This is a genomic window from Pseudomonas sp. 14A (assembly GCF_018132745.1).
Taxonomy (GTDB): Bacteria; Pseudomonadota; Gammaproteobacteria; order Pseudomonadales; family Pseudomonadaceae; genus Aquipseudomonas; species Aquipseudomonas mercuritolerans.
Genome location: NZ_JAGRQJ010000017.1, coordinates 110,479 through 126,790 on the forward strand (window position 1 = coordinate 110,479; position 16,312 = coordinate 126,790).

The window sequence follows — 16,312 nt, forward strand, 5'->3', positions numbered from 1 at the left end:
TGATTGGGGTTATTCGAAGAGTGCGTCAAGTGCTTGTTCAAGGCGCGTCACGGCGATGATCTGCAAGCCCGCCGGCGCTTCCTTCGGTGCGTTGCCCTTGGGCACGATCGCGCGTTTGAAGCCATGCTTGGCCGCTTCCTTCAATCGCTCCTGCCCACTCGGCACCGGGCGCACTTCGCCGGACAGGCCGACTTCGCCGAACACCAGCAGGTCATGGGGCAGCGGCCGGTTGCGCAAACTCGACATCACCGCCGCCATCAACGCCAGATCCGAGGCGGTCTCAAGCACCTTCACCCCACCGACCACGTTAAGGAACACGTCCTGATCGTGGGTCGGAATCCCGCCATGACGGTGCAACACCGCGAGCAACATCGCCAATCGGTTCTGATCCAGACCCAACGTCACCCGACGCGGGTTGGCCAGATGGCTGTCATCGACCAACGCCTGCACCTCTACCAGCATCGGTCGGGTGCCTTCCCACGTCGCCATGACCACACTGCCCGGGACTTCTTCCTGAGCGCGGGTGAGAAAAATCGCCGAAGGGTTGGAGACTTCTTTCAGGCCCTTGTCGGTCATGCCGAACACGCCCAACTCGTTGACCGCGCCGAAACGGTTTTTCACCGCCCGCAGCAGACGCAGTCGACCATCGGATTCACCTTCGAAATACAGCACGGTGTCGACCATGTGTTCCAGAACACGCGGACCGGCCAGCGCACCTTCTTTAGTGACGTGGCCGACGAGGAAGATCGCCGTGCCGCTCTGTTTGGCGTAACGCACCAGCAACGCCGCACTTTCGCGCACCTGCGACACGCCGCCTGGGGCCGATTGCAGTTGTTCGGTGAAAATGGTCTGGATCGAGTCGATCACCATCACCTTGGGCTTTTCCTGGCGAGCGGTGGCGATGATGGTTTCGATGCAGGTTTCGGTCATCACCCGCAGCTGATCCTGCGGCAGGCCGAGGCGGCGAGCGCGCATCGCCACTTGCTGCTGGGATTCCTCACCGGTGACGTACAGCGCTGGCATGCTCTTGGCCAGGTTGCACAGGGTCTGCAGCAGGATTGTCGACTTGCCGATCCCCGGATCACCGCCGATCAGCACCACCGAGCCATCGACCAGCCCGCCGCCGAGTACGCGATCAAGCTCGCCGGACGCGGTAGAAAAACGTGGAATTTCTTCGATGCTGACTTCGGCGAGCGTCTTGATCTGTGCCTGTTGGCCAGCCCAACCGGTGCGCCCGGTGGGGGCCGTGGCGCCGCCGCTTTCGATCATGGTTTCGGTCAGGGTGTTCCAGGCACCGCACTCACCGCACTGCCCGGCCCACTTGGGAAAGGTTGCGCCGCACTCGGTGCAGCCGTACATGCGCTTGGCCTTGGCCATCAGAACCCCCGGAACAAAAGACGCGATGATAACGCAGCCACCGCCGATCAGCGCGGCGCAGCGGTACGGATTTCGCCGCTGGCCAGACGCGCGGCGCTGTTGCCCAGCGGATCCTCGGCATTGAGGTCGGCGCCCTTGGCTTTCAACGCATCAAGCAATTCCAGACGCTTGAACAGCCCGGCGTACATCGCCGCGGTCTGCCCGGCGCCGTTACGTTGGTCGGGGCTGCAATCGGTGGCCATCAGGCGCCGGGCGATCTGCAGCTCGCCTTTGAATATCGCGCCCATGAGCGCCGTGTTGCCGCGTTGATCCTGTGCGCAAGCATCTGCACCAGCGGCCAGCAGGCGCTTAACCGCCGGCGCCTGACCGTGATAAGCCGCCAGAATCAGTGCGGTGTAACCCTTGCTGTCGCGGGTATCGAGGGAATAGCCGGACTCGATAAAGGTCTCGAGCATCGGCACATCGCCGCGGCGGGCGGCATCGAAATAGTAATCCTGCAACTGCGCCTTGATCGCCTCAGGGCTTTGCTCGTCAGGTGCCGCCCAGACGGTGAACGACAGGCACGCGGCCGACCATAAAAGAAAAATACGCATCAGGCTCTCTCCTTGAACACACGCGAGGCCGCACTGGCCCTCGCGTGCGCTGCATCGCTGTCAGTCGGTCAGTTTGGCCGCAAGTGCTTTCACGCGGCTGAGGTCGCCCTTGGCCACTTCGGTCACGCCAGTGCCATATTCAGGATCGGCCTTGTACAGAAAGGACAGGATGATGTGCTTGCTTTCGTCATCGGTTGTCGCCAGCGAACCGCCGAAGCTGTCGATCAGGTCGCGACGTTCCTGCTTGCTGTACGAGCGATACAGGTCACCGGCCTGCTTGAAGTTCTGCTCACGCTGAATCTTCGCCTGTTGGGTGCTGCCCGCCAGCGCCGACTGGCTGTAACGCGCCGCTGGCGTCTCTTCACGCGGTTGCAGGCGGCTTGGCTGGTAGTTGACGCCGGACTGGCTGGCGCCAAAATTCATCGCGCCATCCTGATTGCCATTGTTCACTGCGGTTTTCGGTGCATTGATCGGCAATTGCAGAGCGTTGGCGCCGAGGCGATACATCTGCGTGTCGGCATAAGAGAACACTCGCCCCTGCAACAGACGATCTTCCGAAGGTTCGATACCCGGAACTACGTTGGCTGGTGCCATCGCAACTTGTTCGGTTTCCTGGAATACATTGGCCGGATTACGGTTCAAGACCATTTGTCCAACTTTGCGCTCCGGGATACCCGGCCAGATCTTGGTTGCATCCAGTGGATCGAAATCAAACTTGGACAAATCCTGTGGCTTGAGAACTTGCACGTACAAGTCCCACTTCGGGAAGTTGCCCTTGTTGATGTTACTTACCAAGTCATTGGTCATATGACTGTAATCCTGACCTTGAACTTCGCTGACCTGTTTTGGCGTGAGGTTCTTGATGCCTTGAAGACTCTTCCAGTGAAACTTCACATAGTGAACTTCATTCCTGGCATTGATCAGCTTATAGGCATGAACACCATTGCCATCCATCTCCCGATAACTGGCCGGAGTACCGTAGTTGGAATACAACTCGGTCAGTGTGCGGGTGGCTTCCGGTACATGGGAGAAGAAATCGAACCGGCGCGAATCGTCATCGAGGTTGGTGCGCGGATCGGGCTTGAAGGCGTGGACCATGTCCGGGAATTTGATCGCATCACGGATGAAGAATGTCGGGAAGTTGTTGCCGACCAGATCCCAATTGCCGTCAGCGGTGTAGAACTTGGTGGCGAAGCCGCGCGGGTCGCGCAGGGTTTCCGGGGAATGGTTGCCATGCACCACCGCCGAGAAGCGCACGAACACCGGCGTGCTCTGGCCCGCGGCGAATACCTTGGCCTTGCTCAGGTCGCTGAGGTCATCGGTCACGGTGAAGGTGCCATGAGCGCCGGTACCGCGTGCATGTACCACGCGCTCGGGGATGCGCTCACGGTCGAAGCGCTGCAGCTTCTGGATCAGTTGCACATCCTGCAGCAGGACCGGGCCAGTGGCGCCGGCGGTTTGCGAGTTCTGATTGTCACCAACAGCAGCGCCGTTATCGCGGGTCAGCGGAGCGGCGTTGACCGAGAAGGTCAGCAGGCTGGCGGTGAGAACGCCGAGAGTGCGGCGATGGGGAAAAGCCCCCAGTCCAAGAGCGGAAGTCATATCAGGTTCCTCTGGTTTTATTGGGCGCATCCAGGTGCGCCACAACAAGGCTAGAGGCCCGTGCCGAGGAACATAAATAGAAAGAACGTAACGCCATGATTGAAGAAATTGGCTTTCACGTCAGCGGGTTAGCGCGTATTCCGCGCGCGATTGCTGGCATTTTGCAAACTAATCGTCAATTGATGTGTCGATAAAAACGGGCATTGTAAGAAGGTGTTTCGCGCAGGAGGCGTTTCGCTGATTTACACTGCCACCACCAAACTCATCTGTAACAAGGAAATAACTATGGGCGTGCTTAGCGAGTTCAAGGCCTTCGCGGTCAAAGGCAATGTGGTCGACATGGCCGTCGGTATCATCATCGGCGCGGCGTTCGGCAAGATCGTTTCGTCGTTTGTCGGCGACGTGATCATGCCGCCGATTGGCCTGTTGATCGGTGGGGTGGACTTCAGTGATCTGGCTGTCACGCTCAAAGCGGCCCAGGGCGATGCGCCCGCAGTGGTGCTGGCTTACGGCAAATTCCTGCAGACGGTGCTGGATTTCGTGATTGTCGCTTTCGCGATCTTCATGGGCGTCAAAGCCATCAACCGCCTCAAGCGCGAAGAAGCCGTGGCGCCGACCGCGCCGCCGATCCCGAGCAAGGAAGAGCAACTGCTGGGCGAAATTCGCGACCTGCTAAAAGCGCAGAACGAGCGGCCCTGAGGCATTCGCTACACATTGAAACGGCACCCGCGGGTGCCGTTTTCGTTACCAGTAATTCTCCACCGCAACCTGCCCCGGCTTGCGCGTCAGGCTCAGGCGCATGTCGCGCTGTTTCAGCAAGGCGCGGGTGTCGTCGATCATCTGCGGATTGCCGCACAGCATCACCCGCGAATGCTCTGGCGAGAGCTCAACTCCTGCCGCTCGCTCCAGCTCGCCATTTTCGATCAACGTGGTAATCCGGCCCTGCAACGCGCCTGGATGGGCTTCGCGGGTCACGGTAGGGATGAACTGCAACTTGTGGACGTATTCGCTCAGATAGTCACGTTGCGCCAACCCGGCGATCAACTCCTGGTAAGCCAGTTCCCGCGCCTCCCGCACGCTGTAAACCAGAATGATCCGCTCGAATTTCTCCCAGACCTCGAAGTCCTGCAGGATCGACAGAAACGGCGCCACCCCGGTGCCGGTCGACAATAACCACAGGTCTCGGCCGTCGACAAAGCGATCCAGCGTCAGATAGCCGAACGCCTGGCGCTCTACCATCAAGCTGTCGCCGACCTGGAGACGGCTCAGTTCACTGGTGAATTCGCCGTCCGGCACGACGATGGAAAAGAACTCGAGAAACTCGTCGAACGGCGACGACACCATCGAATAGGCGCGCCAGACCGTGCTGCCATCGGCCTTGGTGACGCCCAGCCGGGCGAACTGGCCGGCGCGAAAGCGAAAGCCGGGATCACGGCTGGTGCGCAGCGTGAACAGGTTCGGCGTCAACGGTTGCACATCGAGCAAGGTCTGGGTGGTGTACTTCTCGGCACTGGCAGTCATGAGGCACTCCTTGAAACGATTGCCCACAGTGTCCCGCAAAATCGCGCTACCAAACACCCGTGATTGGTAATGGTATTAACAGGATCTGCGTTGCGCATTCGATATGTTGTCAAGGTCGTATTTAGAGTAATAACTTGAGATGGCAATCTGAATATAACAGGCTGTATTGCTAAGAACGCTTTATGAATAACCTTCAGATATAAATCTCGAAATAATGTAAGGCAATTCTTCGGAATGATCCTACACTTCGATTCGTGCCGGGTCTTTTGGATCCATTCGGCGCCCCGCTATCAGGACATGGAGGCGAAAGCTCATGGAAACGTGGAAGGAATCACAACTCAAACAATTGACATTTGCCAAGGGCATAGAGGCGGCTTATCCGATCCTGCTGAGATTTGCCGAAAACCTGGGTTTTAATTTCTGCGCCATCGCGGTCACCTCACCCAATCGCGAAGTTCATCTGAACGCATTGCAAATCAATAATTACCCGAAAGAATGGAACACCCAGTACAACAAAGAGAACTACCGCAACATCGATCCCGTAATAGCGCATTGCAATCACTCAATATTGCCGATCGTTTGGGAAGAAAGAGTTTTCACTGATGCGCCCGAGTTGTGGCAGGCGTTGAAAAACAACGGGCTGCAGCATGGCTGGTCGCAAGCGTTTCATGACGAAGCCAGCGGTTTGTGCAGCATCATCAGCCTGGCCCGGACCCACTGCCCGATCAGCCCGCTCGAGCTATATGAGCATTACGGTTATCTGTTCTTCGCCAACCGACACTTCAGCGAATTATATGCGCGCACCGTTCCAATACAGGACAAGCCCAGCAGGCCCAGGCTATCGTCCCGGGAGCTGGAAATCATGAAACTTTCCGCCATGGGCAAGACGGCTCACGACATTTCGCGAATCCTCAGCCTGAGCGAACGCACCGTTAACTATCACGTACAAAACGTCATCGAAAAATTCAACGTCTGCAACAAGATTTCCGCAGTGATTGCCGCCGCTCGGGCCGGGATCATCTGACAGCTGAACGTTATCGCGCGGTAATCCTGCAAGTATTTGCCCGCAAAAAAACGTACCATTCAGGCCTTTCCGAGTGATGACGCATACCGCTTGCATCGCAGTCCACTCGGTCGGATCCCGTCGCACGACATCCAGGCCACGGGATATCTGCCGAATATCCTGAGTCCCCGTCCCATGCCTTTGCTCGAAACGCCTTTCGCCCAACTCGACCTGATCCGCCAGCCCGAACAGCAGAATGAACCGCTGCAAGCATTCGACGCGGCAGACGAATACCTGCTCAATCATCTCGCCAGCGAACAACTGGCGAGCAGTACCCGCGTGCTGGTGCTCAATGACAGCTTTGGCGCCCTGGCGATCAGTCTGCTGGGCAAGGTCGAAGTCAGCAGCAGCGGCGACTCGTTCCTGGGTTTCGTTGGGCTGGAAAAGAATCTACTGCGCAACAGCCAGGCGTTCGATGCAATCCGTCCGATTCCGGCAAGCGAGCCTTTGGTGGGGCCGTTTGACCGGGTGCTGATCCGCGTTCCCAAGACGCTGGCGCTATTGGAAGAGCAGTTGATCCGCCTGCAAGGACAACTCGCTCCCGGCGCGCAAGTGATCGCCTCCGCCATGGTCAAGCATCTGCCGCGCGCTGCCGGCGATCTGCTCGAGCGCTACATTGGCCCGGTGCAGGCGTCGCTGGCCGTGAAGAAAGCCCGACTGCTGATCGCCACGCCTGAAAGCAAAGCGCCCGTCACGTCTCCTTACCCGACCCGCTATCGCCTCGACGAACCAGCGATCGAATTGCTCAACCACGCCAACGTATTCTGCCGCGAAGGCCTCGACATCGGCACCCGCGCTTTTCTGCCGCATCTGCCGAAAAACCTTGGCAGCGCACGGGTCGCCGACCTCGGTTGCGGCAACGGTGTTCTGGCAATCGCCAGCGCCTTGCAGAACCCGGATGCGCATTACACGCTGGTCGACGAATCGTTCATGGCGGTGCAATCGGCTGCCGAAAACTGGCGCGCGGCATTGGCCGATCGCGACGTGATCGTGCGCGCTGGCGATGGTCTTGCCGGGCAGGCGCCGCAGTCGCTGGACGTGGTGCTGTGCAACCCACCGTTCCATCAGCAGCAGGTGGTCGGCGATTTCCTCGCCTGGCGCATGTTCCAGCAGGCGCGCGAGGCGCTGGTGGTCGGCGGTGCGCTGTACATCGTCGGCAACCGGCATCTGGGCTATCACAGCAAACTGGCGCGCCTGTTCCGCGGTGTCGAGCAAGTCGCGGCCACGCCGAAATTCGTCATCCTCAAGGCGCGCAAATAAATCTGCGGCATAAAAAAACCCTCCGTGAGGAGGGTTGCAAACCCGTACCCGAAGGCGCCGGGACGGGATGTTTCAGTGGGTGGTCAAACCTGCGGCATTCATGAACATGCGCATCAGGCTGGCGGCGATGAACAACACGCCGACACTGCCAACCCAGATCAGGGCCAACCAGCCGAGCCGCTGCCACAGCGGCTTTTTTTCGGCTTCTTCAATGTCGTGCAGGGAATGTTTGCCGGTCATTGCATCGATCTCCGTTAAGCCAAGGCGTCACTGCGGACGCCTTCGCGAGCAGGCTCGCTCCCACAGGGCAAGCCCAGCATGGGATTAGTGGTAACCGTCTTCGTGGGTGACCTTGCCGCGGAACACGTAGTAGCTCCAGAAGGTATACCCCAGGATGAACGGAATGATGAACAACGTGCCGACCAGCATGAAGCCCTGACTTTGCGGCGGCGCGGCGGCGTCCCAGATCGAGATAGACGGCGGCACGATGTTCGGCCACAGGCTGATACCCAAGCCGCTGTAGCCGAGGAAGATCAGCACCAGCGTCAGCAGGAACGGCGTGTAGTTGGCGTTACGTGCCACCGCGCGAATCAGGCCGTACAAGGTGACCAGCACCATAATCGGCACCGGCATGAACCAGAACAGATTCGGCATGCTGAACCAGCGCGAGGCGATTTCCGGATGCGACAGAGGCGTCCACAGGCTGACGATACCTATCACTGCCAACAGGACAAACGCCAGCGGCCGCGCCAGGTCATGCATCTGCTCCTGCAACTTGCCTTCGGTTTTCATGATCAGCCAAGTACAGCCGAGCAAGGCATAGGCCACCACCAGCGCCGCACCGCAGAACAGCGTGAACGGCGTCAGCCAATCCAGTGAACCACCGGCGAACTGGCGATTGACCACCGGCAGACCATCGATGAACGCTCCCAGCGCCACGCCCTGAAAGAACGTTGCCGCGATCGAACCACCGATGAATGCCTTGTCCCACAGGTGACGTTTTTCATCCTTGGCCTTGAAGCGGAATTCGAAGGCCACGCCGCGAAAGATCAGGCCCATGAGCATGAAAATCAGCGGCAGGTACAGCGCCGACAACACCACCGAATAGGCCAGCGGGAAGGCGCCGAACAACGCCGCGCCACCCAGCACCAGCCAGGTTTCGTTGCCGTCCCAGACTGGCGCGACCGTGTTCATCATCACGTCGCGATCGGTCTTGCCGGGTACGAACGGGAAGAGAATGCCGATGCCCAGGTCGAAGCCGTCCATGACCACGTACATCATGATGCCGAAGATGATGATCACGGCCCAGATCAGCGGAAGATCGATACCCATGAGTCAAATCTCCTTGGTCAAGCGAGTGTTGTCTTCGTGCTCGCCCTCGGCCGGGTCGTCGGCTGCGGACAACGGACGTGCCGGGGTGCGTTTCTTGCCTGGACCACCGTCCGGTGTTTCGCTGCCTTCGCTGATCTTCGGCCCTTTGCGCACCAGGCGCATCATGTAGCCGAGACCGGCGCCGAACAGGGCGAAATAGACCACGACGAACATGATCAGGGTGATGCTCATCTGCATGAAGCTGTGGTTGGACGAAGCATCGGCAGTGCGCATCAAGCCGTAGACCACCCATGGCTGACGGCCGATCTCCGTGGTGAACCACCCGGCGAGAATCGCGATCAGGCCGGACGGCCCCATCCACAAGGCCAGATGCAGGAACGGCCGCGAGGTATACAGCGACTCACGCTTGCGCAGCCACAGGCTCCACAACCCGGTGAAGATCATCAGGAAGCCGAGGCCGACCATGATCCGGAACGACCAGAACACGATGGTCGAATTCGGCCGGTCTTCCGGCGGGAATTCCTTCAGCGCCGGCACTTGCTTGTCCAGCGAGTGGGTGAGGATCAGGCTGCCGAGGTAGGGAATCTCCACAGCGAACTTGGTGCGTTCTTCTTTCATGTCCGGCCAGCCGAACAGGATCAGCGGCGTCGCCTCGTCGCCATGGTTTTCCCAGTGGCCTTCGATCGCGGCGATTTTCGCTGGCTGATGCTTGAGCGTATTGAGCCCGTGGAAGTCGCCGATCACTGCCTGGATCGGCGCGACGATCAACGCCATCCACATGGCCATCGACAGCATGGTGCGGATCGCCGGGTTGTCCCTGCCGCGCAGCAGGTGCCAGGCCGCCGACGAGCCGACGAAGAACGCCGTCGCGACGAACGCGGCCGTGGCCATGTGCATCAGCCGGTAAGGGAATGACGGGTTAAAGATGATTGCCAGCCAGTCGGTGGGGATCACCTGACCGTTGACGATTTCAAAGCCTTGCGGGGTCTGCATCCAGCTGTTGGAGGCGAGAATCCAGAAGGTCGAAATCAGCGTGCCGATCGCCACCATCACCGTCGAGAAGAAGTGCAGGCCGCGCCCGACCTTGTTCCAGCCGAACAGCATCACGCCAAGAAAACCGGCCTCGAGGAAGAACGCTGTGAGCACTTCATAAGTCAGCAACGGCCCGGTGACGGCACCGGCGAAGTCGGAGAACCGACTCCAGTTGGTGCCGAACTGATAGGCCATGACCAGCCCGGAAACCACGCCCATGCCGAAGTTGACGGCAAAAATCTTCGACCAGAAATGGTAGAGATCGCGGTAGGTGTCGTTGCGGGTCTTCAGCCACAAACCTTCGAGCACTGCCAGGTAACTCGCCAGGCCAATGGTGATGGCCGGGAACAGAATGTGGAACGAGATGGTGAACGCGAACTGAATTCGGGCGAGATCGAGAGCCTCTAAACCGAACATATGGCTTCCTCTGTCAGGTAATACGGGTAGCTGGCCCGGAGGCCTGCACCACTGCCCCCACGGATATGGAGTGCGGCGAATTCGGATTCGTTCTTTTTTTGCAACCATCGCAACGCAGGGAGTCTGGCCAAATGGCCGCCAGATCAGTTCCGGTCGGGGTCTTGATCTGGATCAAGCAACGTTGAAAGAGTAGTCCCATTTCTGCCAATGAACTGCGTGGTGGTTTGCCGCGTGACAAGTTGCCTCACTCTCCTGTGGCGAGGGGATTTATCCCCGTCCGGCTGCGCAGCAGTCGTCGTCGTCGTCGTCGTTTCGAGATTTTGGGGCCGCTGCGCGACACAACGGGGATTAAGCCCCTCACCACGGGGCTGATTGTCAGCATGAAAGATCGATGTCTGGCTAACTGAATTGTTTCTCGTAGCAACTTCCTGTTACAGACTGGTGATAATCTCGCCGTTCACTCGTCCAAGACCTGCCTTCAGATGCCCACACAAGAGCCCCTGCTGTTACGTCACCATCGTCCGTTCATGGCCTTCTGGCTGGCGCGGATCTTTACCGCCAGCGGCTTTCAGATGCTCACCGTGGCGATTGGCTGGAACCTGTATCAACTGACCGGCAACGTGCTGGATCTGGGCCTGGTCGGGCTGGTCGAATTTGCTCCGCGCGTGCTGTTCATGCTGCACACCGGCCATGTCGCCGATCGCTATGACCGGCGCAAGGTCGCCGCGCTTTGCCAGTCGTTGCAGGCGTTGATTGCCTTGGCGCTGGCTATCGGCAGTGCCACCGATCACGTCACCCGCGAGATGATTTTCATCCTCGCCTTTCTGCTCGGCGCCGCTCGTTCGTTCGAAATGCCAACGACACAGGCGTTGCTGCCCAGCATCGTCCCCAGCGCGCTGTTCCCCCGCGCCGTCGCTGCCGCACAATCGGCGCAGCAGTCGGCCACTATCGTCGCGCCGGCCCTCGGCGGCTTGCTGTATGCATTCGGCAGCGTCTGGGTCTACGGCCCGACCGTGCTGCTGTATGTGATCGCCTGTTCGCTGATGCTCAACCTGCCGGCACGCCAGACGCCATTGAACAAAGGCAAAGCCACCCTGGATTCGTTGCTGGCGGGAATTCGCTTCATCCGCAGCCGCCCGGACATCCTCGGTGCGATCTCGCTGGACCTGTTCGCCGTGTTGCTCGGCGGCGCCACGGCGTTGCTGCCGGTGTTCGCCAAGGACATTCTGCTGACCGGCCCGTGGGGCCTTGGCCTGTTGCGCTCGGCGCCGGCGGTGGGTGCATTGCTGATGTCGCTGTTTCTCGCGCGATTTGCCGTGGAACGCAATGTCGGCCGGGTGATGTTCACCGCCGTCGGCGTCTTCGGCGTCGCCACTATCGCGTTTGGTTTGTCGACCTCGTTCTGGTTCTCGCTGGCGGTGCTGGTGGTGCTCGGCGCAGCGGACATGATCAGCATGGTCATCCGTGCCTCGTTCGTGCAGCTGGAAACCCCCGACGAAATGCGCGGCCGGGTCAGCGCGGTCAATGGCTTGTTCATCGGCGCTTCCAACCAGTTGGGCGAATTCGAATCCGGCCTCACCGCCCACTGGTTCGGCACCGTGCCGGCAGTGGTCATGGGCGGGATCGGCACGCTGGTAGTGACGGGGACGTGGATCAAACTTTTCCCGACATTGGCGAATCGGGACCGGATGCATGTGCCGGTGGAAGAGAAGGCCTGAGTTTTTTGGAAAAAACTCACCTGCTCAGCACATATCAAACGACAACGTGCGGTACATAGTTACCGCACTGAGTGTAATGTATCGCCTTACACTCGCCGCCATGATCAAATCCTTTCAGCACAAAGGCCTTCGTGGCTTCTATGAAACAGGTACGACTCGTGGAATTCGTGCCGACCATGCAAAACGGCTGTCGCGCATGTTGCAATTCATGGATCGAGCGACACTTCCCGGCGATCTGGACTTGCCGGGCTGGCGCCTGCATCCGTTGAAAGGCGAGCTGAGTGAATACTGGTCGCTCAGCGTTTCAGGCAACTGGCGAGTGATTTTTCGTTTTGTCGGTTCGGATATCGAATTGGTCGATTATCTGGACTACCACTGACTGGAGGCAGGCTCATGCCCATGCACAACCCGCCACACCCCGGTGAAACCCTGCTGCTGGATGTCTTGCCTGAGCTTGGCCTCAGTGTGAGCGAGTTGGCCCGGCATCTGGGTTTTGCGCGCCCTCACCTTTCTCGCGTGCTGCACGGACACGCACCGATCAGCCCGGACCTGGCAGTGCGACTTGAGCGTGCAGGGATTGGCAAGGCGCGCGTGTGGCTAGGCGTTCAAACCGACTACGACCTGTGGCAAGCAGAGCATCGCGAGCAACCGAAGATTGAACCCATCGCTGCCCACGGCTGATCCTTCAGGCCATCAACTCCCCCGCCACCCTCGCCCGCAATGCCTTGCCACTGAGCTGCTCGACCAGGGTCAAGGCAAATTCCAGCGCCGCGCCCGAGCCTTGGGCGGTGATGCAGTTGCCGTCGACCACCACCGGTTGATCAACAAACGTACAGCCGGACAACTGATGGCTGGCGCCGGGCAGGCAGGTCATGCGTCGCTGGCGCAGCACGCCTGATGCTTGCAGCGCGAGAGCCGGAGCTTCGCCGATGGCGGCGAACAGGCGGCCGGCGCTGGCCTGGTCCTTGAGCAACTGCTGCAAGGGCTGATGCGCCGCCAGATGCTGCGAGCCGACGGCACCGCCCGGCAGCACGATCAGGTCGAAGCTCTGCGCGAGCACATCGACCAGCATGCCATCGGCGGTCAGGCGGGTGCCGCGCGCGCAGGTCAGCATGCGCCGGCCTTCGATGCTGGCGGCGACCACTTCGATGCCGGCGCGGCGCAGCACGTCGATCAGGGTCACGCTTTGCAAATCGTCGATGCCCTCGGCGAGGGCAATCAGGGCTCTGGAAGTCATGGGCGCTTTCCGCTGGGTGGTCTGTAAAGCGTAGTCAGCTTTGTCCCACCCTGTTCGAAGACAGCCGTTACTTGATGTAAAGCTGGGTCGATAGCGTGTTGCGCGGGGCGTTGATCGAGGTGTTGCTGAAGCTGAAGGTGCCTTCCTGTTTGCCGGCCAGATCGAAGGTATAAAGAGAACCGACGGTTTTGCTGCCAGGCGTGCACTCGGTGAGGTTGCCATTATCGAAGGCGCACACCGGGCCTCGGGTGCCGTTGACCTCGAAGCCATCCAGAGTCACGTGTGGCTGATTCTGGCCATAGCCGACTTCCAGCACGTAGACCTTGATGTTCGGACCGCTGTGATTGCACTGGGTTTGCGGCTGGTTATCGGCAATATCTTCCAGGCCGCAGGACGGTGATTGAACCTTAATCACCTTCACCTCGGTGAGCGGAGGCGCCGAGGCCGCGAACGCCGGAGCTGTCAGCAGCAGTGCTGCAATCCATCCGAAAATCCTGATCCAACCGTTGCGCATGCCTGCCCACTCCAAAAAATCAGCGCGCAGTATGGCGCAGTTGTCGGCTGCGCAAAACTTCGCCGACGATCGACACCAACATCCGCCAAATTCCTCACGCGGCTGGTATGATGCGCGGCTTTTTCCGGCCCACGACAATTTTCCAGGCGCTTGCGACGGTCTGTGCTTTGCTGTTGAGGTCGATACATTCACGGCGCCACGCGCGCCACGGGGAGCAGACATGCTGGAAAGGCTGTTTCAACTCAAGGCACACAACACCAACGTGCGCACCGAAATTCTTGCGGGCGTCACGACTTTCCTGGCCATGGCTTACATTCTGTTCGTCAACCCGAGCATCCTCGGCGAGACCGGCATGGACAAGGGCGCGATTTTCGTCGCCACCTGTCTGGCGGCCGCCATCGGCTCGACCGTAATGGGCCTGATCGCCAACTACCCGATCGCCCTCGCTCCGGGCATGGGCCTGAACGCCTTCTTTACCTACACCGTGGTGCTGCACATGGGCCACACCTGGCAGGTGGCGCTGGGTGCGGTGTTCATTTCCGCCGTGCTGTTTTTCCTGCTGTCGATCTTCCGCATCCGCGAATGGATCATCAACGCCATTCCGCTGCCACTGCGCTCGGCGATTGCCGCCGGTATCGGCCTGTTCCTGGCGCTGATCGCCCTGCACAACGCCGGTATCGTGGTCAGCAACCCGGCGACCATGGTCGGCCTCGGCGATCTGACCAAGCCGGCACCGATTCTGGCCACCGTCGGCTTCGCCGTGATCGTCGCCCTCGAAGCGCTGAAAGTGCGCGGCGCGGTGCTGATCGGCATTCTCGCCGTAACCATCGCCTCGATCGTACTGAACGTCACCGAGTTCGGCGGCATCATGTCAATGCCGCCGTCGCTGGCGCCGACCTTCCTGCAACTGGACATCAAAGGTGCGCTGGACATCGGTCTGGTCAGCGTGATCTTCGCTTTCCTGTTCGTCGACCTGTTCGACAACTCCGGGACCCTGATCGGCGTCGCCAAGCGCGCCGGCCTGATGGGCAAGGACGGCCACATGCCGAAAATGGGCCGCGCGCTGATCGCCGACAGCACGGCGGCCATGGCCGGCTCGCTGCTGGGTACTTCGACCACCACCAGTTACATCGAATCCGCTGCCGGCGTCAGTGCCGGTGGCCGCACGGGCCTGACCGCCATCGTCGTGGCAACCCTGTTCCTGCTGGCGCTGTTCTTCTCGCCCCTGGCGGCCAGCGTTCCGGCATTCGCCACCGCGCCAGCGCTGCTGTTCGTCGCCGTGCTGATGACTTCGGGCCTGGCGGAAATAGACTGGGACGACATCACCGTGGCAGCACCGGTTGTGGTCACCGCACTGGCGATGCCGTTCACCTATTCGATCGCCAACGGCATCGCCTTCGGCTTCATCGCCTGGACTGCCATCAAGCTGCTGTCCGGCCGTGCCCGTGAGCTGAACCCGGCGCTGGTGATCCTGTCGATTCTGTTTGTGATCAAGTTGGGTTGGTTCAACGCATGACTTTCGATTCCCAAGCCTACGCCGAACAACTCGAAGCCAAGGTCACGCGTTTGCGTGAACTGCTGGCACCTTTCGATGCACCCGAGCCGACGGTGTTTGACTCGCCTCTGCAGAACTTCCGCCTGCGCGCCGAATTCCGCCTGTGGCGCGAGGGCGGCGAACGGCATTACGCGATGTTCTCCCAGGACGACAAGCGCACGCCGATCCTCATCGAGGAATTTCCGATTGCCAGCCTGCGCATCAACCAGTTGATGCCGCAGTTGAAGGCCGCGTGGCAAGCCAGTTCGGCGCTGAGCCACAAGCTGTTCCAGGTCGAATTCCTGACCACGCTGGCCGGCGACGCGATGATCACCCTTTGCTATCACCGTCCGCTGGACGAGCACTGGCATGCGGCGGCAACTCAGTTGTCGGCAGATCTGGGCGTGAGCATCATCGGCCGCTCCAAGGGCAAGCGCGAAGTGCTCGGCCAGGACTATGTCGTCGAGAAACTCGAAGTCGGCGGCCGCACTTTCAGCTATCGCCAGCCCGAAGGCGCGTTCACCCAGCCCAACGGCACGGTGAACCAGAAGATGCTCAATTGGGCATACGAAGCCTTGGGCGATCGCAGCGACGATCTGCTCGAGTTGTACTGCGGCAACGGCAACTTCACCCTGCCGCTGGCGACTCGCGTGCGCAAAGTGCTCGCCACCGAGATCAGCAAGACTTCGGTCAACGCGGCCCTGAGCAACCTCAGCGAAAACGCTGTGGATAACGTCACGCTGGTGCGTTTGTCCGCCGAGGAGCTGACCGAAGCGCTCAACGAAGTGCGCCCGTTCCGTCGCCTGCACGGCATCGATCTGAAGAGCTACGAATTCGGCAGCGTCTTCGTCGACCCACCACGCGCCGGCATGGACCCGGACACCTGCGAACTGACCCGGCGCTTCGACAACATCCTCTACATCTCCTGCAACCCGGACACCCTGGCGGCCAACATCGCCCAGTTGCATGACACCCACCGCATTACAAAGTGCGCGATGTTTGACCAGTTCCCGTGGACCCATCACATGGAATCCGGTGTGCTGCTGACCCGGCGTTGATTGCGGGTATCTGATACGGAAAAGCCGTCATGATTGACGGCTTTTTTGTGGGTG

General features: G+C 60.0%; 17 protein-coding genes. 8 read left to right on the forward strand and 9 right to left on the reverse strand.

The window, feature by feature from the left end:
- Positions 1–9: 9 nt before the first annotated feature.
- The 3 genes from radA to katB are packed head-to-tail and all read right to left on the reverse strand — an operon-like array spanning position 10 to position 3,572.
- Positions 10–1,377 carry a DNA repair protein RadA gene (gene radA, locus PS14A_RS21535; protein ID WP_003228407.1) on the reverse strand — a complete coding sequence of 456 codons (1,368 nt, stop codon included), beginning with the start codon at positions 1,375–1,377 and terminating at the stop codon, positions 10–12.
- A gap of 47 nt (positions 1,378–1,424) precedes the next feature.
- Positions 1,425–1,970: an ankyrin repeat domain-containing protein gene (locus tag PS14A_RS21540; protein WP_212617177.1), complete on the reverse strand. Its 546-nt coding sequence runs from the start codon at positions 1,968–1,970 to the stop codon at positions 1,425–1,427.
- 60 nt (positions 1,971–2,030) lie between these two features.
- The gene (gene katB / locus PS14A_RS21545) at positions 2,031–3,572 is read right to left on the reverse strand and encodes a catalase KatB (protein WP_212617178.1); all 1,542 of its coding nucleotides are present in this window, start codon (positions 3,570–3,572) and stop codon (positions 2,031–2,033) included.
- 285 nt (positions 3,573–3,857) lie between these two features.
- On the opposite strand from katB, the gene mscL reads away from it, so the two are divergent.
- Positions 3,858–4,271 carry a large-conductance mechanosensitive channel protein MscL gene (mscL, locus tag PS14A_RS21550; RefSeq protein WP_024014404.1) on the forward strand — a complete coding sequence of 138 codons (414 nt, stop codon included), beginning with the start codon at positions 3,858–3,860 and terminating at the stop codon, positions 4,269–4,271.
- A gap of 45 nt (positions 4,272–4,316) precedes the next feature.
- Here mscL and PS14A_RS21555 read toward each other — a convergent pair whose 3' ends face one another.
- The gene (locus tag PS14A_RS21555; protein ID WP_212617179.1) at positions 4,317–5,093 is read right to left on the reverse strand and encodes a ferredoxin--NADP reductase; all 777 of its coding nucleotides are present in this window, start codon (positions 5,091–5,093) and stop codon (positions 4,317–4,319) included.
- 313 nt (positions 5,094–5,406) lie between these two features.
- Between PS14A_RS21555 and PS14A_RS21560 the strand changes: the two genes are divergently transcribed.
- Together PS14A_RS21560 and PS14A_RS21565 are read left to right on the forward strand one after the other, a co-directional pair.
- A complete protein-coding gene (locus tag PS14A_RS21560; protein ID WP_212617180.1) occupies positions 5,407–6,117 on the forward strand; it encodes an autoinducer binding domain-containing protein in 711 nt (236 codons plus the stop codon).
- Between the two features lie 174 nt (positions 6,118–6,291).
- Complete coding sequence (locus PS14A_RS21565) at positions 6,292–7,416, forward strand: class I SAM-dependent methyltransferase (RefSeq protein WP_212617181.1); 1,125 nt, start codon at positions 6,292–6,294, stop codon at positions 7,414–7,416.
- A 72-nt stretch (positions 7,417–7,488) separates the two neighbouring features.
- Here the strand turns inward: PS14A_RS21565 and PS14A_RS21570 are convergent, their stop codons facing one another.
- From PS14A_RS21570 to PS14A_RS21580, 3 genes are all read right to left on the reverse strand, one after another.
- Positions 7,489–7,656, reverse strand: coding sequence for a DUF2474 domain-containing protein (locus tag PS14A_RS21570; RefSeq protein WP_016773090.1), 168 nt, complete (start codon positions 7,654–7,656; stop codon positions 7,489–7,491).
- Positions 7,657–7,740: 84 nt separating this feature from the next.
- Positions 7,741–8,748, reverse strand: a complete 1,008-nt coding sequence (cydB, locus tag PS14A_RS21575; RefSeq protein ID WP_212617182.1) for a cytochrome d ubiquinol oxidase subunit II — start codon at positions 8,746–8,748, stop codon at positions 7,741–7,743.
- 3 nt (positions 8,749–8,751) lie between these two features.
- Positions 8,752–10,197 (reverse strand): cytochrome ubiquinol oxidase subunit I, encoded by a 1,446-nt coding sequence (locus PS14A_RS21580; RefSeq protein WP_137215635.1) that lies wholly within the window; start codon positions 10,195–10,197, stop codon positions 8,752–8,754.
- A gap of 482 nt (positions 10,198–10,679) precedes the next feature.
- On the opposite strand from PS14A_RS21580, the gene PS14A_RS21585 reads away from it, so the two are divergent.
- The 3 genes from PS14A_RS21585 to PS14A_RS21595 all read left to right on the forward strand — a co-directional run bounded on the left by PS14A_RS21585 (position 10,680) and on the right by PS14A_RS21595 (position 12,596).
- Positions 10,680–11,915: an MFS transporter gene (locus PS14A_RS21585; protein WP_212617183.1), complete on the forward strand. Its 1,236-nt coding sequence runs from the start codon at positions 10,680–10,682 to the stop codon at positions 11,913–11,915.
- Positions 11,916–12,015: 100 nt separating this feature from the next.
- Positions 12,016–12,294 carry a type II toxin-antitoxin system RelE/ParE family toxin gene (locus PS14A_RS21590; protein WP_038861219.1) on the forward strand — a complete coding sequence of 93 codons (279 nt, stop codon included), beginning with the start codon at positions 12,016–12,018 and terminating at the stop codon, positions 12,292–12,294.
- A gap of 14 nt (positions 12,295–12,308) precedes the next feature.
- Positions 12,309–12,596: a HigA family addiction module antitoxin gene (locus PS14A_RS21595; RefSeq protein WP_130912639.1), complete on the forward strand. Its 288-nt coding sequence runs from the start codon at positions 12,309–12,311 to the stop codon at positions 12,594–12,596.
- A gap of 4 nt (positions 12,597–12,600) precedes the next feature.
- Here the strand turns inward: PS14A_RS21595 and PS14A_RS21600 are convergent, their stop codons facing one another.
- Both PS14A_RS21600 and PS14A_RS21605 read right to left on the reverse strand, forming a co-directional pair.
- Positions 12,601–13,152 (reverse strand): DJ-1 family glyoxalase III, encoded by a 552-nt coding sequence (locus tag PS14A_RS21600; protein WP_212617184.1) that lies wholly within the window; start codon positions 13,150–13,152, stop codon positions 12,601–12,603.
- A 67-nt stretch (positions 13,153–13,219) separates the two neighbouring features.
- Positions 13,220–13,666: a DUF4879 domain-containing protein gene (locus PS14A_RS21605; protein ID WP_130912641.1), complete on the reverse strand. Its 447-nt coding sequence runs from the start codon at positions 13,664–13,666 to the stop codon at positions 13,220–13,222.
- Positions 13,667–13,886: 220 nt separating this feature from the next.
- On the opposite strand from PS14A_RS21605, the gene PS14A_RS21610 reads away from it, so the two are divergent.
- Together PS14A_RS21610 and trmA are read left to right on the forward strand one after the other, a co-directional pair.
- Positions 13,887–15,182 carry an NCS2 family permease gene (locus tag PS14A_RS21610; protein WP_212617185.1) on the forward strand — a complete coding sequence of 432 codons (1,296 nt, stop codon included), beginning with the start codon at positions 13,887–13,889 and terminating at the stop codon, positions 15,180–15,182.
- Positions 15,179–16,258, forward strand: coding sequence for a tRNA (uridine(54)-C5)-methyltransferase TrmA (gene trmA / locus PS14A_RS21615; protein WP_137215638.1), 1,080 nt, complete (start codon positions 15,179–15,181; stop codon positions 16,256–16,258). Before PS14A_RS21610 ends, trmA begins: the two co-directional genes overlap by 4 nt.
- Positions 16,259–16,312 lie beyond the last annotated feature (54 nt).

Excerpts from the sequence above, each read along its gene's own strand:
- radA (WP_003228407.1), bottom strand. The coding sequence starts at position 1,377 with ATGGCCAAGGCCAAGCGCATGTACGGCTGCACCGAGTGCGGCGCAACC.
- PS14A_RS21540 (WP_212617177.1), bottom strand. The coding sequence starts at position 1,970 with ATGCGTATTTTTCTTTTATGGTCGGCCGCGTGCCTGTCGTTCACCGTC.
- katB (WP_212617178.1), bottom strand. The coding sequence starts at position 3,572 with ATGACTTCCGCTCTTGGACTGGGGGCTTTTCCCCATCGCCGCACTCTC.
- mscL (WP_024014404.1), top strand. The coding sequence starts at position 3,858 with ATGGGCGTGCTTAGCGAGTTCAAGGCCTTCGCGGTCAAAGGCAATGTG.
- PS14A_RS21555 (WP_212617179.1), bottom strand. The coding sequence starts at position 5,093 with ATGACTGCCAGTGCCGAGAAGTACACCACCCAGACCTTGCTCGATGTG.
- PS14A_RS21560 (WP_212617180.1), top strand. The coding sequence starts at position 5,407 with ATGGAAACGTGGAAGGAATCACAACTCAAACAATTGACATTTGCCAAG.
- PS14A_RS21565 (WP_212617181.1), top strand. The coding sequence starts at position 6,292 with ATGCCTTTGCTCGAAACGCCTTTCGCCCAACTCGACCTGATCCGCCAG.
- PS14A_RS21570 (WP_016773090.1), bottom strand. The coding sequence starts at position 7,656 with ATGACCGGCAAACATTCCCTGCACGACATTGAAGAAGCCGAAAAAAAG.
- cydB (WP_212617182.1), bottom strand. The coding sequence starts at position 8,748 with ATGGGTATCGATCTTCCGCTGATCTGGGCCGTGATCATCATCTTCGGC.
- PS14A_RS21580 (WP_137215635.1), bottom strand. The coding sequence starts at position 10,197 with ATGTTCGGTTTAGAGGCTCTCGATCTCGCCCGAATTCAGTTCGCGTTC.
- PS14A_RS21585 (WP_212617183.1), top strand. The coding sequence starts at position 10,680 with ATGCCCACACAAGAGCCCCTGCTGTTACGTCACCATCGTCCGTTCATG.
- PS14A_RS21590 (WP_038861219.1), top strand. The coding sequence starts at position 12,016 with ATGATCAAATCCTTTCAGCACAAAGGCCTTCGTGGCTTCTATGAAACA.
- PS14A_RS21595 (WP_130912639.1), top strand. The coding sequence starts at position 12,309 with ATGCCCATGCACAACCCGCCACACCCCGGTGAAACCCTGCTGCTGGAT.
- PS14A_RS21600 (WP_212617184.1), bottom strand. The coding sequence starts at position 13,152 with ATGACTTCCAGAGCCCTGATTGCCCTCGCCGAGGGCATCGACGATTTG.
- PS14A_RS21605 (WP_130912641.1), bottom strand. The coding sequence starts at position 13,666 with ATGCGCAACGGTTGGATCAGGATTTTCGGATGGATTGCAGCACTGCTG.
- PS14A_RS21610 (WP_212617185.1), top strand. The coding sequence starts at position 13,887 with ATGCTGGAAAGGCTGTTTCAACTCAAGGCACACAACACCAACGTGCGC.
- trmA (WP_137215638.1), top strand. The coding sequence starts at position 15,179 with ATGACTTTCGATTCCCAAGCCTACGCCGAACAACTCGAAGCCAAGGTC.